The sequence below is a fragment of the Paenibacillus sp. JT22N7 genome (assembly GCF_059383875.1).
This window is the reverse complement of record NZ_JBXENY010000004.1, coordinates 97,930-113,775: the sequence shown is the minus strand read 5'-3', so window position 1 is coordinate 113,775 and position 15,846 is coordinate 97,930. Positions and strand designations below refer to the sequence as shown.

Genomic DNA, 15,846 nt, shown 5'->3' with positions numbered 1-15,846 from the left:
TTTGTGTTTCACTTGGGAAGGAGATGAGTTAAATGAAAGCTTATATCTATCTTATGCTGAAATCCGCGCGTTGGTCATGTCGAGTAACTATGAAGCCTGAGGTGGATGCCTCCTTCTGGCACGATGCGGAGAGATTGCTTTTATGGGAAATGTCGCTTCCTCTCGGTATAGCTTTGGATGTCGCTGAGCGTTTTAATGAAGCGGGATCAGATGCAATGAATGGAGACAAAAGAGAAGTGTGGGGAGGGATGAGGACAGCAAGGAGCAGTACCGGATATTCTATGTTTAATATTTTTAGAAATTGGCTGGGTGAAGGCAGAATACATCTGAGAAACAGGGGAAGGGAGAGGACTGGCATAAGCAGTGGGGCTGTTGGTGAGAGGTGGGGTGAGAGCTTAGGAGATACGAGTGAACAGTTGGCGTTAAGCCGCTTGGGAGAAATAATTAGTCAAGCTGCTGGTTTGATGCTTGGGCGGGATGGGCTGGCGGAGCGAATGCCCGCCATGGACATGCGCGAAGCGCTCGCTGCGGATAGCCGCGAGCGGGACGGAATGGCGCGCGGAGTGGAACGCGCGCCAATGCAGGCGCTTGCCGCCGCCGCACAGCAGGCGGCAGCGGCGCTGCAAGGCCGTGCGCTGCTGCGCGGCGAAGCGCACGCACTGCTTGAAGGGACAGCGCCTGCGGCAGCTGCCCCTGCCGTGGAGAAGGACGCTGCGCTGCAGCTAGCGTCCTTGCTGGGTTTGATACAGCTGCGCAGCGCTGTATCAATGAGGGCCAGCCGCGAAGCAGGCTGGCCACAGCGCGCACAGCGCGGGCTTCGCTGCCTGCGTTGCGGCAGCGGAGAAGAGCAGCTGCACAAGGCGCCCTGTGCAGCTTGTGGGCGGGAGGCATGCGCGTATTGCACCGCATGCCTCACAATGGGGCGCAGCCGCGAATGCGAGCTGCTTATATTAGGCGGAGCTGGCGCCGCCAGCAGCTCCGCTTCCAAGCTTTCGCCCCCAAAGCAGCGACTCGCGCGCTGGGGGCTAAGCCCTGCCCAAGCAGCGGCGGCAGAGGCCGCGCTTCATTTTATAGAGCGTCCTGTTCCAAGCCGCTCATCTTCTGAATCGTCTCACGATGCTCTAACCCGCACGCCGGACGCCCATCAAACCAGCTTCCTGCTATGGGCGGTCACTGGCGCCGGCAAAACAGAAATGACCTTTCCTCTTGTGGAGTCGATTCTACTCCGCGGGGGCAAAGCATTAATAGCTACGCCGCGAAGGGATGTTGTGCTGGAGCTGAGTCCGCGCATTAGGAGGGCATTTCCGGAACACAATGTGGTCACGCTGTATGGCGGTAGCGAGCAGCGGTGGGAGCAAGGAGATATTACGCTTGCGACGACGCATCAGCTGCTGAGATTTAACCAAGCATTCGACTTAGTAATTTTAGACGAACTGGATGCTTTTCCATACCACAATGATCCCCAGCTTCATTATGCTGCGGATAAAAGCTGCTCCCCAACAGGAAGAAGAGTGTTACTTTCCGCAACACCTCCGACCGAGCTGCAGCAGCTTGCACGGCGGGGCAGGCTTGCTCATGCGAGAGTACCTGTACGATTTCATCGTCACCCGCTCCCCGTTCCGAGGCTGCTTCGAACACCTAGCGTGGGGCAAATGCTGGTAAAGCTCCAGCTAACGAGGCGGCTTAAAGAAGCGATGCTGTATTCCTTGAAACGCGGTGCCCAGCTATTCGTTTTTGTACAGCGTATTTCGCAGGTCGAACGTATGGCTCAGCTGCTGCAGACGGTGCTTAAGCAGCTCGAAGTAGCGGGCACCTCTTCGCAGGATACGGAGCGAACTGACAAGGTGCAGCGTTTCCGAGCCGGCGAAATTCGTATTCTGGTGACGACTACGATTTTGGAGCGCGGGGTAACCATTCCAAGAAGCGATGTTTTTATTTTGGATGCAGATGGACAGCTGTTTGATGAAGCTTCGCTTGTGCAGATGGCGGGGAGAGCAGGAAGATCCAGTGACGACCCGCATGGCAATGTTATTTTTTGCGCCAAAGAACACACCCGCTCCCAGATGAGGGCTGTCCATCATATTAAAAAGATGAATCGTATTGCGCGAGCTAAAGGTTATCTCAGTTAGGCAATTGAGTATGAAGGGAAAGTTATGAAAAGGAGGCGTACGTTGAGATGAACAGTATCACAATATACCGTTTAGGGCAGAAGCTTGTCAATTATATGGGGAATACTTTGGGTTTGCTCGGCCCATCCGCTCAGCTTTGTCCATTATGCGGCAAAATCGCAAAGACGCTGCAGCGTGGGGGATTTTCAAAAGATCTAGCGAAAAGGAGCATAATGTCAACATCCTTTGCAAAGCTGCTCTGTAGGAATTGTTTGCAGACATTTCCTTGGATACGAAGCCTAAGTTGCAGAATATGTGGACGGGCTGTGGAGTGCCCTGACTGCATAAGGCGCAGTAATGCTGCCTTTGTTCTCAACAGGAGTGCGGTACAATATAGCGAGCAGATGCGGGAGCTTTTAGCTAAGTATAAATATCGGGGAAATGAAACGCTGGAGCCTTTTTTAGGAGAAATGCTGCTATTCCCTCTCACCGAGATGACTCGTGAGCTGACAGGAAGGCTTGGTATCCGGGCGGGAAGTCCATGGTCTCATATTTGGCACGCCATTACTTACGTGCCTGTTAGCGTTGAGAGGGCTGAGGAACGCGGTTTTAACCAGGCGGAAAGGCTGGCAGCATGGGTTTCCCAAAGCTGTGGAATCCCGCTAGTGAACTTATTGGCACGCCAAAAGCATTCAGCCAAGCAAAGCTTTAAAACGCGCTCGGAGAGAATGCGAGATATGCAAAATATTTTTGATGTTGAACGGGGAGGGCTGGAAGGCTTGGTTCAATCCTTGTCCAAGTCTGTCTCACAAGACGCACCGATGAGGCTGTTGCTTGTAGATGATATCTATACGACAGGAAGCACCATTCAAGCTTGCTCGGAGGCCATTCTTAGAAGGGTATCCTGCCCTTTAGAAATATACGCTCTAACTTGGGCGCGTTCCTGAAGCCTATTAGAAACGTATTCTAAGCCAATCTAATCCAATGTAAACAGCGTGTACCTTTGTTTTTCAATACACGCTGTAAAGCCCTTTTTGCTGTACAAATTACCTTATTGATATCGCATTATTTCTCAGACTCAGCTTTAGGAGGCTGTGAAATATGCTCTTCTTCCGTTCCTTCTTCGGTATACAAATAATCCGTGAAATCCTTCAAATGAATTTGCACATGATCTAAAAAACAATCCTGATCTGCCTGGATTTCATTTTCTAAAGCTTTCAGCTTGATTAGCAGTTGTTTGCTGATTGGAGGTTTAAACAATTCTTCTCCTTCATCGTAGCGTGACCACCATTTTTCGAATGTCTGAATCGTAAATGACTGATTAATAAAATGGCCGCAATGGTTGCACCATAACATCAATGCTTTATCACATTCAGCTTCTTCCGGTGTGAATGAAGACTTGTATCCGCAGTGGGGACATTTGTTCATGAATCCTACCATTTTATCACCTTATTTCCTTAGTTCTGCTTTGAAAAAGTTGAAGTAATCTTTCTGAGCACTGATTGGTTCGTACTGGATGCCATTATCAGCGGGATGGGGCTGAGTGTGAATAGCTTTAAGCTCTTGAATATCTTTGGGTATTCCGCTTGGGAAAGCGGCGCATGATGTTGTTGAACGATCATCTCTATTAAAATGTTTGCAAAACACGCAAGGAATCGTTATATCCATAAGGGCCTCCTACCAGCCGGAACATTTATATCCGCCATATTGTTCATACCATTCCCATATTCTCGGATCTACAGGAACTCCGGTCATTTTTGCTGAAAACGTTTCTGCTATTAATTCAATGGGAAACCATTGTGTAGCATAGTTGCTTAAATTATTCGCGATATAGGAGGCCTCTCTATTGGATAAAATCGTCTGAGCGCCATAATTATCGGGGTCCAGCATAGCTATACGGTAAAAGTCCGCTTCCCCTACATTTTGAAAGTGCAGCCAGTGGCCCATTTCGTGCATAATGGTTCTTAGCCGAAAGGGCGAAGACTTTTGGCCTGCTTCATATTCTGCCTGTGTAATGGTAGCTGCATTAGTAAAGTCATAGGTATTACTAATGACAACTTCGCCAGTGGAAGAATTAAAATAGCCATTGGCACCTCTGCCGCTTTTAATATTTACGGTAAGCGGAAATCTTTTGATCATGGAAGCAAATTCTCCACATTGATTTAACAGCATGGCCAGAGCTTCTGTTACGTAATTGGCCGCATCAAGCTTGCGAGCAAAGTTGGTTTCAATGCCAAGATTCCGTGCCCACTCCTCGGCAGCAGCGACCGATGTAAAGGGCTGCCAGGTGACGGGAAGCTGTATCTCTCCTCCTAGAGGCTCAGGGTGCTCCGGTGTTTCTGGATGGGGGTCAGGATAGCCGCCTAAATCTGTTGTGCCAGTTAGCACCAGGTTTACATGCTCGTCAGTAAGAAGGTGAAACATAATATCCAACGTATTTGACTTGCCTAGTGCTGTATGATATTCAAAAGCGAAAGCAGTGCCTGCCGCAACGGGGTATGCTACTTGAAGATAGAGGCCTTCTTCATAGCTTTTACAGTAAATACGTTGGGCTATCGTTTTCCCGCCTAGTGTAAGATTCCAGTAATCCTTCGGGTCAGCATTTGATGCGCGAATAGAAATCGCATAAAATTCAAGGTCATTGGAAAAATGGAAGGTATCCTTAATCACTCTAGCGCCATTTTGCTTTGACGGAATGTTTATGGTTCTACCAATGAAGTTTGATGAAGGCTTGGTTGGATGAAAGGGTGGATCCAGCCTTCCGCCGACTATATATTGAGCGAACATGGTAATTCCCCCTCTGTAATAGTGATGATACGTTTGATAAAGCCCAGCCAAAGCCGAAAGTTGCAACAACCCTTGACCTGTGGTAACATAATGAATATAGTTAACAAAGCTATGTGTGTTGTGGGTAAATATTAAAGTTTTTTAAGCCATTCTTATGGTGATTTATGCTATAATGACCTAGAATAGCTTTCTGAAAAAGTTAGGCATACTCTTGGCATATCTTCTTAAGTTTGTTCATCGCACGAGAAGCATGGGACTTGTTCAAATCTAATAGATTAGAAATTTCAGTCGGCTTCATGTCCATACCCTCTTCGGTAAATAGCATATATTCAATAATTTTGCGTTCTTGTGCAGTGAAGCGAACCTTGTTATTGAAATAATCATTTTTCACATCTGATAAGTCATAACCCACTTCTTCTGTTTTATATGAAAAGCTATCAACCGAAGTATTGTTTTCTTCATGCGCACCATCACAGAAGTTAACTAAAGTGCTATGTTTGACGATCATTCTATTATTTTTGCGATAGTAGTCAAATACCGTTCTTTGAACAACTGTGTGAGCAAAAGTGAATAGATTTTTGTTTATTTTGCCTGTGTGGATTGCATTCAATATACGCACGATAGATTCGCTTTTAACATCAGCTCTGTCTTCGTAGCGTACATTTTTTAGAATATGGTTAAAAATAGGTGTGAGAGCGTTAATATCGAAGTTTTGTATGCTTATCATGTTCATTAATAGTTCCTCCAGCTATTCGTATTTGTGTATTCGAGCGCAGCAAAGCTAGGGATGACAGTTCTGGTGTGTGCAGCACCATAGCTGATCCTTGAAATTTAAATATTTTTATTTTGGATAAATCCTTCTATAGGTATAAAGATGTACGCAGCAGAATGAGGGCTGTGTTTTTTTGCGTTTTCCTCCCTTTTTCTCCTTACTATTAGTTGTCGGAGATAGTTATATAATAGTTGCGTTTGATTTTTATTTATTTTTCCAAATAAGTAGATTTGCAACTTATAAATATGAATAAATATTATCTTTAATTTCCCCTCTTTTTTTCTTAAATATAGGATGTGCTATGTGAAGAGTACTTTTAATATCTAAACCTAAATTGTTAGGTAATTTAAATACCTTATTATTTAAAAAAAAGAGAAAAGGTAAGTCTTAGTATCTAGGTAAAGTGAAATATTGATGCTAAGGTCATGCTTTTACTATTTTATATATCGGAAGACCTGTTTGAAAATTGTATATGATGCCGAAAAAATATATTTAAATAAAAATGGATTTTATCCGACTTTTAAGGAAATTGAAATAACTCAATTTGGAAACAAATGTTCTTATTTTAATTTTAACATAGGAACGTTTGTTCGGTCAATAGAGTGATTGTACTTCTATTTTGTTCGGATGGGAGCTATTTTCCCTATATTGAAAGAAGGGGGGATTGTAATGAAATGCATATGTGGTCGATTTATTACGCAGCAGGCACGAGTATTGGCACGAGTGTATCAGACTCCGCCGGAGAAATGCATTCATTGTTTATCGGAGGTGCTGTATATCCCTTATGAGGAGCTGTTAAATCAATATATGGGAATATACGATTGCAGACCTTGTGCTCAAGACAAGAAGAAGGAAGAGCTGCGCAGAAAGCTGCTAGGTTTAGGGTGAGTGTAATGGGAATGAAGAGGTGTTCTTATGAACTTGTACGTCAAATGCATAAAATGCGAATTTCGCTACGTGACTGATAAGGCGAGGGAAAGCTTTGTAGCTGAGGGATTGCAAGGAGATGCGCTTCTATGTCTGCACTGTATCGGGGAGTTAACCGGTAAACTGATGAATGCTATGGGAAATCTCGTCAGATCGGAGGATATGCAGAATCAGCATGCGAGAACACAGGTTATGCCTAGAACGATGACGGGGTGTCGGCCATGCATGAAGCGTAGGGGCGGATAAATGCGTTTGCAGAGAGGAGGGAAACAATGGCTGATTTTAATTATACGCTAGGAGTGGTTGTGAGTGATGTGGACCGAATCGTAAATGCGGTTAAGCGTATTGAAAAGGCGATGCATCATGCTTCTCCTGCCAGTATTGATGTTCTTCGTAGAAATAAAGAACAGCTTGAACGCTTGTTAGCATTTATTATGGGGCAAACGGTCGATTCGCAGCTCAGCTTACATGGTCTCATACAGGCGCATCGACAGTGTTTGCAAAGCTGTATAGATGCCGCTTATAACGATAAAAAAGACTATATAGGGAGGACTAGAATTGTATGACGATGACTTTTGGAGACATCTATCATGTACTGAAAGAAATGCAGCAGGGTGTAAGTGATATGGATGTAGATTTGGAGCGAGTATTTCAGGATGAAGGCAAAGGAATCATTTCAGATGAGCTTGCCGCCATGCGACAAAGCTACTTGAACCTTTACAATGCAGACGTTCGCTTACCTATAAATCTGAATAGTGTTCGCAAACAAGTAGATGTTTGCATGAAAAATATGGATGTATTTTAGCAGCCTGCAATGGAGGAGGTAGTATGATGGCAACGAACAGCATTATTAATATGAATGAGTTGGACGGCGAAGTAGTTGCAGAGTTTACTCAGCAGTTGGTGGGATCAGGTATTTTTATCTATAATGCTCATCATCCAAACGCCAGCCTTATTGTCGAGAATTTGGGTTTTGGTGATGTGTATGTAAGTGACAGAGAAGTTGTCAGTGCTGGAGCCGATTCGCTTCGTTTGCTTTTTAAAGAACAGCTTGCGATTAGAGCGAACAAGTTATTTTTTATGTCCAACAGCCAGCCTGTTGTTTCTATTATTGAAGTAATGTAACACTAATATAAAAAAATAATCATATTTAGTCAATTTGTACGCATGACGGTTATAAAGAAGCCTGCAACAGCTTATATTGTTTCACGAAGCATCACGAAACAGGATGTGACACCCCAATAGCATGAACTATTGAGGGAGAAAATAGAAGGAGGTTTTTTTAAATGGGAATTACGAAAAACAAGAAGATGTTGATTAAAGGTGCCGGCAAGTTTATGGCGAAAATTCCGAATTGCGATGATCTCGTTACAATCGGTACACTTAATAATATGAAGCTGGACATCCAGCTTGATATGCAGGATATTGAAGGTGGAGATTCGAGTGTAGCGCTCGATACCCTGCTTCGGAAGAAAACGATTGATATTACAGCCGAGTCTGCTAAATTCGATCTAAACCTTGTTCGCCTCGTTCTTGGTTCCAAGCTGCGCGAAGGTGTGACAGGTTCAGCATATAGCATGGTAACAGAAACAATTACGGTTCCATCGTCTGCGCCATATACAGCGCAGCTGTCTCAAGTCGCAGTAGCATCCCCTGCTCCTAAAGCCTACGAAACCGTTGTAAACGGCCGTGATCTATCGATTGACGTTACGGTATCGGGCAAAGATGTTGATTTCGATATGGCGCTTGCTGGCAAAGTTGTTGTCATTGTATATGCAACTGCACTGCCAGGCACGACACATGATGCAGATGGCTTCATCTGGGTTCTGGAAGAAAAACATACCGTGAAGCAAAATGGCAGCAGCTTTGAGGCTGATCTGGTATTCGGTTCCTCCCTCAATGTGGATCCGCAAATTTCGGTTCGTACTTTGGCAGGCAATAAGCTGCTGAAGAAAACAACGAATGCCTCCCCTGGCGAATACGAGTATAAAGTATCTGGCGGCAAGCTGTCGTTTAACTCGGCATTGAAAGATGTAGATATTTATGTCAACTACAAACGCAATGAAGTTGTCGATATTTTGGATATTACTACGAAGGACATGCCGTTGACGGTTCATGTTGTACATGATGGCCAATTTGAGCAAAAGGATGGTTCGATTCAAGGTTTCCAAACCGAATTGTTCCAATGCCGCGTAAAATCCAACTTTACCCTTGATGCACAGCGTCAACAAGCTTCCACTCATAGTGTAACACTGACCGTTATCGATCCTGAACGTACGGACGGCAAGCTGGGAAGTATTAAACGTTACGAAGTAGGCTCTGTACAAGGTATTGACTGCTAATAAATAGAAGGCCCTCCTCGGAGGGTCTTTTTTTACAATCAGATTGTTAAACTCGCATTTCATTTACTTAGAATGATGGATGAGGTGACTGCAAGGACCTCTCCCTCCTTGCAGGTCATCTACCTTTTATCAAACGTGGGAGAAATTAAAGGGGGCGTTTTGAATGAGTGAACGTGAAACAGTAATTCCAAGAGCAAATGAAGAGGCAGAAGCAGCGGCGAAGGCGACTGAGCAAGCACAAGAGGTTGAAGCGGAAGCAAAAGAAGAAGCGCCGAAAAAGCCAATTACGCAAGAGGAAGCAGATATTCGCGAGAAGGTCTTTTTTGAGGAGGACGAGAAGGTTCGGCTGCGTGATGGCAAAACCTATTCAATTCCACCACTCGGACTTAAAGATGCACGCAAGCTGATGAAAAAGCTGAATACGATTGAATCAGGTGTGATCATTGCAAATCTGATTCCGGATGGCGATGATGACGAGGATCGTTATGATGAGCTTTTGAATGTTCTGCTAATGGCTTTTAAGCCTTACTACAGTTCAATGACTGTGGAGCATTTGGAAGAATACGTTGATCTAGATAATGCGAAAAAGATTATCGACTGTATGATTGGTCTGAATGGGTTAAAAAAGTCCATGTAACTACTGAAGTAGAGGAAGAAGAGTACGACAATAAGCCGCCAGTGGATTGGGCGAATATCTTCTTCAAGCTTGCACACTATTGCCAGTTGGATAAATACGATGTGTGGAAGCTGACCCTACCACAGCTGGGTTACTACCTTGAGCAATGCAATGAACACATACAGTTCACCATCAAAGTATCGACGATGTCCCTTGGCGGACTGTTCGGCGGGGGAGGTTCCTCTGATAGCGACGAGCAGGGGGAAGTAGTCAAAAAAGATGGCACTTATGTAGAGGGTTATAAAGTTGCTGATGCAGAAGATATGAATTTTCTTGCGCAGCTGCTATAAGCACGATTAGTCTCCTGTCTGCTCCTTCATGGAGGGGCGGGAGTTTTATTTTATAAAGGTGGTGAAAGCCAGTGGAAAATAGCCAATTAAATATAGTTTCAGAGTTAAACAAGTCTATCAATCATATGATGCGGTTTGGGCAGGAGCTGGAATCGCTAGATTCAAGATTCGGTCGGGTGGAAAGACGAATTGAGTCACTGCTGACATCTGCTAAATCGTTGAATAGTCAGATCAATAAACAATCCGGCAGTAGCTTGCGTGAGCAGTTGGATAATGAAATGAATGTTCTTATGTCGAATAGTGCATCCTCGTTAAAGCAGAGTGGCAGCAGTCCTGTTAGCTTAAGCCAGGATAAAGTTCGTCAAGCGTTCAATAAAGTGGAGAAAGAGCTGAATAGCGAGCTTCAGAAGCTTATGCGTAATATTCAAATTGAAATGGACCCAGGCTACGCCATGGGGCAACGGATGTCGCTGAGTAGTAATGATTTTGATGAAGTGAGTAAAGAGTTGGCTAAATTAATGAAGCAGCAGCTTGCTTCTTTAGCAGCGACGATTGATAAAAATAAAGAAAATTTGATTTCAGCACCAGCATTAGACGGGTTGGAAATGGAAATCAGTCAAGAGACCTTGCGTGTAGTTGTAGGGAAAATCAAACAGCAGATTCTTGGTATGATTAGCAACCCTATGTTAGCTGGAACAAGCGCGCGTATTAGCATTTCTGCTGCTGATATGAATAAGGTTATCGTGAAGGCTGCTGAGAGATTAAAGCGGGTTTTCAATACAGTAGAAATAGAGGATCAACCTCTGGATACAGATGAAATAAAAGTACAGCTATCAAAGATCCCGCAGGAGATTGAGCTGGGATTAGAGGAATATGTTGAAGAAATTATTGTTGGCATAAATGAGGTATTTAAAGAGGGGAAAGATCTATTTGCTGGACAGCTAGGCAAGCGGCTGCAATCTATTTTAAATAGAGAGATTAGCTCGACTTTTAGCGAAATTAATCAATATGAAGCAGCAGGCAATGGAGGAAACACAAGGTTTGCGCTCAGAACCTATTTGGATCGAGTGACCCAAGCACTTGACCGCAAGCTGCTGCAAATAGTAGGAGAAGGCATTGAGGGTATCATTGGATATACAGAGGAAGCAAAGGTAGAGCCATCTTTGCAGCTGAAGCGTTATTTGACCGTGCAAATGAACAGGCTGAATATTAGCCTTGTTCGAAAGATTCGCGAGCAGTTTGATGAACAGGTTAATTCTATTATTCGAGAGATAGAGACATCTTCAGGTAAAAATCAGCCGCTTAATATGAACCCAACAGGGAATGCAAATGCAAATCCTTCAACTAGTCAGCCTGCTGCTACTCCTGCAGCAACGACAACAACAGCTGCTCCTGTGGCGACAGTTTCAGCAGCTCCGAGTAGTCCTGTGAGGAATGCTACAGACTTCTTAACATTAGCGAATTTAAAAGACCCGATGAAAATATTAAACCAGTCTATTGAAACCTATAAAACCTTACAAGTAGAACAAATGAAACTAATGCAGAGCTTCATGCTTAAAGATAATTTTCGGGTAGATGATAACGGAAATCCATCCAGTACGGCAAACCAGGCATTAATAAATAATGTAATGAAAGAGATGAATACTTTTATTAATGCTGCCGCAGTTAGGTACGGTATAAGTCGTGAAAACGTGAGCCAAACGGTTGGTGCTGCTGCTAGTTATTATTCTGATCCAGCAGAAATCAAGAAAATGAGCCAAATAGCGTGGGACATGCAAAGCATTGCAGGTGGAACTGGAAAGACTAATGTGGCGGGAATGGAATCACTTCTCCAGCAATTCGGTTTGGAGGTTGCAGATGCACAGAAGCAAATTGCAGAGCCGGCTGTAGTGATTTCAAACAAAACTAATATTCCTATTGATCAATTGCTAGATATCACCAAGCGTTCGAGGATTAACAAAGATAATTCGGATATTAGCCCTGCACTGGCTTTATTAATGACAGGTGCTGCATTGGAACCCAACTTGGTTAAAGGACTTAACACTGGTTATAATTCTAATTTACTTGCGAGTAACAATAAGAATAATGTGTATACGACGATTTTCAATGAGCTGCAATCAGATAAGGCGAAGTTCAAGCTGGAAGAGCTAGGAGTTAGAACGAGTGTTAAGGATGTAAAGTCGGGAGAGATAATAAACAAAACGAGCGAGGAAATTTTTGAAGAACTCGTTGAAGCATTGCGTAATCAGGGGGATGCTGTGAGGAATGAAACCCTGGATACTATTCTTGGTAAGACAGGTAGCTCCTCAGATACTGACATGATGCATGAGGTTATGAATCGTTTACTTGAACTTGATGAAACAACGCAGCAATTTATCAGTGATCCAGACAGCAAAGCATATAACCAAATGCTGCAGCAATCTTTAGATAATCCTTTAGTAAATGCAAATCGGGCTATGGAAAGTATATCTATTGCCTTTAGTGCTGTTTTTGATGGCATGGCTCCTTCAATTAATAAATTATCAACTGTACTTGTCGGTCTGTCTAATAGTGTATCCAAAAATGCTGAAATGTTCAATAAATTTGGTGATGTACTTTCAAACGTTTTATTGGGAATGTTGATGATGAAAGGAATTAAGTGGGGAGTGGGTAAGTCTGGAATAGGTGAGGATATTAATGTTCAGAAGAGACGAAGTAGTATGTCTGATTTATTGAATGATTTCCATACTAATGGACTTGTTAGTGATGATCTTAAAAATATTAGCCGTAAAAATATGGGCTTAATGCAAAAAAGCCCGATATTGGATTCATACATTCGTAATCTTCACGAAATGAATGATAGCCAGAAGGAACACTTTAAAAACTATCTTACTGACAATAAAATAAATGTGAAAGATATACCAACATTGTTTACAACTATGGATGAGGCAAAAAATTGGACAAAAAATACTTCATTGACTGATGCTCAAAAGTTTGATCGTCAGAAGCAATTTAATAGCAGAATTAAGAATAGTCCTGAATTAGCTAATCAATTTAATTCAGGGTTTCTAAATCAATTAAATTATAGTTCAGCTAATATGAATAATTATAATCATCTTATGGCTTCATCTCCTACATTTGCTCAAGCTTCAAATCAAATGACATCAATGTCACAGACGCAGTTTAAATCATTTGAAAGCCATTTGGCCGAAAGAAGTCGAAATGGCATGCCTGCTATAAAAAGTTATAAAGAGTTATCTAAAGCACTTGAAGATTATAATAAAGCTCAACACCAAGCAAATACAATAACACGGCAGGCTAGCCCCACTTTTGGAAATCTATCAAATGCAATTCGGGGATTGAACAGCGATATGTCAAAAACTAGTGCATTGAGAAATGGTTTTAAAAGTTTCTTGAAAGACATCCCTGATCTTGCGAAAGGAGCAGGTAGTTCTATTAAGAATTTGGCTGGTGGAATAGCAAAAATGGCTTTAGAGATTGCAGGGGCTATTGGAATTGCTCAATTTGGCAAGTCTCTTGTTTGGCAAGCCACTTCTACAGAACCTCAACGTAAATTAGCACAAGCTGATAGCAGAGATGAGTTACTGGTAGCTACAAGTAATACTCTTCGAATTAGTGGGGATGGGAAAAGTTGGCCGGGTTTTTTCAATCGAGTTTTAGGTCGTTCTTATGATGCATTAAATTTTATCGAAGGTCTAGGCGGAAGTGAACCTTCTCAACCAGGAGCGTCTCAAGTAGATGAAATTATAGGTGAAATTCGGGATGCTCTTAATGCGCAGGGAGCAGGTATAACTACTGGGAAAGGTACTTATAGTGAGACATTAAAATGGATTAAAGATCATGGACTTAATCCAGAAGAGGTGCTTAAAAACTGGGCCAATTCATCAGGCTATAATAGTGAAACAAAAACTATTCGTGAAGACGCGATGTACAAAACCTATGATCAATCATTAATTAATCAAGATAATATAGAGGGAATCGAACATAATAACAAAGAAAAATATAATAATAATTATAAAAATGGTACTTTATCACTTCCTCCAATAAATTATGAAAATCTATTGGGAAAAATTCAAGAGGAACTCAGCAAACGTAAAGATGCTAATTCTCTTGAAACTATGACAAAATTTATGGGTGACATGAAGACTGGAACTAAAGACTACAACGATATGCGTATGGAACAATTAAAAAGTTTAAGTGGAGTAATACAAGAACAGCTAGACATTATAGACAAGTATATTAAGCAAGCTCAAAATATTATGAAATCAAATGATAAAGATTCAATGGAATATAAAGAGGCAGAAAATAGGTTAAATTCCTATAAAGAAACTCGCGAGAAGATTGTTAATGAAGGTATTAAGATTATTACACCAGAAGAGTATGGTTTGCAACAAGAAACCTTTCAGAATAGGATTGATCAAGTTAATCGTAACCTCCAAATGCTAGAGCTAATTACTCAAGCGGAAGAACTTGCAGCTGCTTACCAAATGGATACCGAATCACAAAGCTATTTGGATAAAATGAAGGAAATAACCTCGAATAAAGTGGCTACTTTAAAAGTTGAATTAGCTAATTTAAAAGCTATCCAAGCAAAAGGAGACCAATCTGATGAGCTTACGAGCAATATTTTGCAAATGCAAAACTCCATTAGCAGTGAGCAGGTTAAACTCAAAGAATATGCGCTCGCGTCAATAGGTATTGGTAGAGAAAACATTAATGACAGCAGCTCGCAAAGGGAAAATGATCTACTCTCTCTTAAGGTTAAGCTGGGGAATCCATCTGATGATTCTGCCCTATTGCGCAATAAGCGCATTGCTAATGCAAAAACTGAGATTTCAGAAATCTCGAATGTAATTACGGATCTCAAGGGCAGGCTGCCAAGTGCTAGTGTAGGAGAAGCAGTTGAAATCAATGCTGAGATTCGCGATTTGCAAAAACAATCTTTGCAAGCGCAGCTCGGAATATTGGATGAAATGAAATCCTCGGCGGGCACGTTCAACATGCCAAATGGTGTTCAAGCCATGTCACGATATGACTATCTCACCAGAGGTAATACGCATAATTCCACGACAATCGGAACGGGAGATGTCACGGTTAACATTACACTTCCGAATATAACAAACGGTACGACGGCAAGTCAGCTTCAGGCAATTGGGCAATCATTAGGCCAAGGTTTGTCTGTAGGACGCGTTGGTAATTTGCGCAATCAGATGGCGATGAATCCTGGCAACTACCGATTGCTATAAATCACGGCAGCTACCGTTAGAACAAGCGCTCCCCGCCTTATAATGAGGTGGGGAGATTTATTTAAGGAGGCAGAGAAATGACACAACAGAATAACCTCTTATCAGAGGATTCCATATATAAGAAAAAGCTGTTTTACGATAATGGCATTCGTTTTACAGAGGTTAAAGCCAAGCTTATTACGGAGTATAAGCCGCCAACGCCTGTTCTAAAAACACAGGTGAATCAAACACTGGCATCTTCATCTGGACTTGTTCAAAACGGAACCTCCCATTATAGTGCAACGCTGACCCTCTTATTTTATTCGAAAAAAGAATATGCCGATTGGATTCAATATGCAGGTGCGCAGCATAAGTATTACGATGAAAAAGGTACGATTTATGTAGGCATTGTAACTGGAGAACCGGATGTCAAAACAGCCGAGATGGAAAGCAAGTACATTGTAACCGCGGCGCTTTCTCTCATTCGCAAGCAGGAGTTCGAATACCGTTACCAGACTCAATTTATTGATACGGACCGCCACTGGGCCAAAGACTATATTGATGAAATGCAACAGATGGGCCTCATTTCTACGAATTGGGAAAGCGATGGTGAAGCCGTAGCTTATTTTCGTCCTAACGACCCTGCCACTAGAGCAGAGGCGGTTTCCCTGCTCATGCGAACTTACAGCTACGTAGATAAATTGCTGAGGGGGTACTAA

At 42.7% G+C, this 15,846-nt stretch carries 15 protein-coding genes; 11 read left to right on the top strand and 4 right to left on the bottom strand.

The features are described 5' to 3' along the window. Positions 1-32 precede the first annotated feature (32 nt). Both AC50Y5_RS12100 and AC50Y5_RS12095 read left to right on the top strand, forming a co-directional pair. A complete protein-coding gene (locus AC50Y5_RS12100) occupies positions 33-2,129 on the top strand; it encodes an ATP-dependent helicase ComFA (protein ID WP_494860904.1) in 2,097 nt (698 codons plus the stop codon). Between the two features lie 47 nt (positions 2,130-2,176). Next, positions 2,177-3,055 (top strand): ComF family protein, encoded by an 879-nt coding sequence (locus AC50Y5_RS12095; RefSeq protein ID WP_494860899.1) that lies wholly within the window; start codon positions 2,177-2,179, stop codon positions 3,053-3,055. Positions 3,056-3,173: 118 nt separating this feature from the next. On the opposite strand, the gene AC50Y5_RS12090 is transcribed toward AC50Y5_RS12095, so the two are convergent. From AC50Y5_RS12090 to AC50Y5_RS12075, 4 genes are all read right to left on the bottom strand, one after another. Further along, positions 3,174-3,548, bottom strand: a complete 375-nt coding sequence (locus AC50Y5_RS12090) for a hypothetical protein (RefSeq protein WP_494860897.1) — start codon at positions 3,546-3,548, stop codon at positions 3,174-3,176. 9 nt (positions 3,549-3,557) lie between these two features. Continuing rightward, complete coding sequence (locus AC50Y5_RS12085; protein WP_494832599.1) at positions 3,558-3,776, bottom strand: hypothetical protein; 219 nt, start codon at positions 3,774-3,776, stop codon at positions 3,558-3,560. Between the two features lie 9 nt (positions 3,777-3,785). Beyond that, complete coding sequence (locus AC50Y5_RS12080) at positions 3,786-4,895, bottom strand: DUF8551 domain-containing protein (RefSeq protein WP_494860892.1); 1,110 nt, start codon at positions 4,893-4,895, stop codon at positions 3,786-3,788. A gap of 199 nt (positions 4,896-5,094) precedes the next feature. Next, on the bottom strand, positions 5,095-5,628 hold the full coding sequence (locus AC50Y5_RS12075; RefSeq protein WP_494860888.1) for a sigma-70 family RNA polymerase sigma factor: 534 nt from the start codon (positions 5,626-5,628) through the stop codon (positions 5,095-5,097). Between the two features lie 708 nt (positions 5,629-6,336). On the opposite strand from AC50Y5_RS12075, the gene AC50Y5_RS12070 reads away from it, so the two are divergent. The 9 genes from AC50Y5_RS12070 to AC50Y5_RS12030 all read left to right on the top strand — a co-directional run bounded on the left by AC50Y5_RS12070 (position 6,337) and on the right by AC50Y5_RS12030 (position 15,846). Next, entirely contained in the window at positions 6,337-6,555 is a 219-nt protein-coding gene (locus AC50Y5_RS12070; RefSeq protein WP_494860886.1) for a hypothetical protein, read from the top strand. Between the two features lie 311 nt (positions 6,556-6,866). Beyond that, on the top strand, positions 6,867-7,160 hold the full coding sequence (locus tag AC50Y5_RS12065; protein WP_494860884.1) for a hypothetical protein: 294 nt from the start codon (positions 6,867-6,869) through the stop codon (positions 7,158-7,160). Beyond that, positions 7,157-7,399 (top strand): hypothetical protein, encoded by a 243-nt coding sequence (locus tag AC50Y5_RS12060; RefSeq protein WP_494860882.1) that lies wholly within the window; start codon positions 7,157-7,159, stop codon positions 7,397-7,399. The genes AC50Y5_RS12065 and AC50Y5_RS12060 overlap by 4 nt, the downstream gene beginning before the upstream one ends. 23 nt (positions 7,400-7,422) lie before the next feature. Further along, complete coding sequence (locus AC50Y5_RS12055; RefSeq protein ID WP_494860880.1) at positions 7,423-7,719, top strand: hypothetical protein; 297 nt, start codon at positions 7,423-7,425, stop codon at positions 7,717-7,719. A 161-nt stretch (positions 7,720-7,880) separates the two neighbouring features. After that, the gene (locus AC50Y5_RS12050) at positions 7,881-8,936 is read left to right on the top strand and encodes a YomU family phage tail tube protein (protein WP_494832617.1); all 1,056 of its coding nucleotides are present in this window, start codon (positions 7,881-7,883) and stop codon (positions 8,934-8,936) included. A gap of 163 nt (positions 8,937-9,099) precedes the next feature. After that, a complete protein-coding gene (locus tag AC50Y5_RS12045) occupies positions 9,100-9,573 on the top strand; it encodes a DNA polymerase III subunit gamma/tau (protein ID WP_494860878.1) in 474 nt (157 codons plus the stop codon). 41 nt (positions 9,574-9,614) lie between these two features. Then, entirely contained in the window at positions 9,615-9,902 is a 288-nt protein-coding gene (locus AC50Y5_RS12040; RefSeq protein WP_430160377.1) for a hypothetical protein, read from the top strand. Between the two features lie 71 nt (positions 9,903-9,973). After that, positions 9,974-15,148 carry a hypothetical protein gene (locus tag AC50Y5_RS12035; RefSeq protein ID WP_494860875.1) on the top strand — a complete coding sequence of 1,725 codons (5,175 nt, stop codon included), beginning with the start codon at positions 9,974-9,976 and terminating at the stop codon, positions 15,146-15,148. Positions 15,149-15,225: 77 nt separating this feature from the next. Next, positions 15,226-15,846: an S-layer homology domain-containing protein gene (locus tag AC50Y5_RS12030; RefSeq protein ID WP_494860873.1), complete on the top strand. Its 621-nt coding sequence runs from the start codon at positions 15,226-15,228 to the stop codon at positions 15,844-15,846.

Coding starts and splice junctions, on each gene's coding strand:
- AC50Y5_RS12095 (WP_494860899.1), top strand. CDS start 2,177: ATGAACAGTATCACAATATACCGTTTAGGGCAGAAGCTTGTCAATTAT.
- AC50Y5_RS12090 (WP_494860897.1), bottom strand. CDS start 3,548: ATGGTAGGATTCATGAACAAATGTCCCCACTGCGGATACAAGTCTTCA.
- AC50Y5_RS12065 (WP_494860884.1), top strand. CDS start 6,867: ATGGCTGATTTTAATTATACGCTAGGAGTGGTTGTGAGTGATGTGGAC.
- AC50Y5_RS12080 (WP_494860892.1), bottom strand. CDS start 4,895: ATGTTCGCTCAATATATAGTCGGCGGAAGGCTGGATCCACCCTTTCAT.
- AC50Y5_RS12060 (WP_494860882.1), top strand. CDS start 7,157: ATGACGATGACTTTTGGAGACATCTATCATGTACTGAAAGAAATGCAG.
- AC50Y5_RS12100 (WP_494860904.1), top strand. CDS start 33: ATGAAAGCTTATATCTATCTTATGCTGAAATCCGCGCGTTGGTCATGT.
- AC50Y5_RS12070 (WP_494860886.1), top strand. CDS start 6,337: ATGAAATGCATATGTGGTCGATTTATTACGCAGCAGGCACGAGTATTG.
- AC50Y5_RS12055 (WP_494860880.1), top strand. CDS start 7,423: ATGATGGCAACGAACAGCATTATTAATATGAATGAGTTGGACGGCGAA.
- AC50Y5_RS12030 (WP_494860873.1), top strand. CDS start 15,226: ATGACACAACAGAATAACCTCTTATCAGAGGATTCCATATATAAGAAA.
- AC50Y5_RS12085 (WP_494832599.1), bottom strand. CDS start 3,776: ATGGATATAACGATTCCTTGCGTGTTTTGCAAACATTTTAATAGAGAT.
- AC50Y5_RS12045 (WP_494860878.1), top strand. CDS start 9,100: ATGAGTGAACGTGAAACAGTAATTCCAAGAGCAAATGAAGAGGCAGAA.
- AC50Y5_RS12050 (WP_494832617.1), top strand. CDS start 7,881: ATGGGAATTACGAAAAACAAGAAGATGTTGATTAAAGGTGCCGGCAAG.
- AC50Y5_RS12075 (WP_494860888.1), bottom strand. CDS start 5,628: ATGAACATGATAAGCATACAAAACTTCGATATTAACGCTCTCACACCT.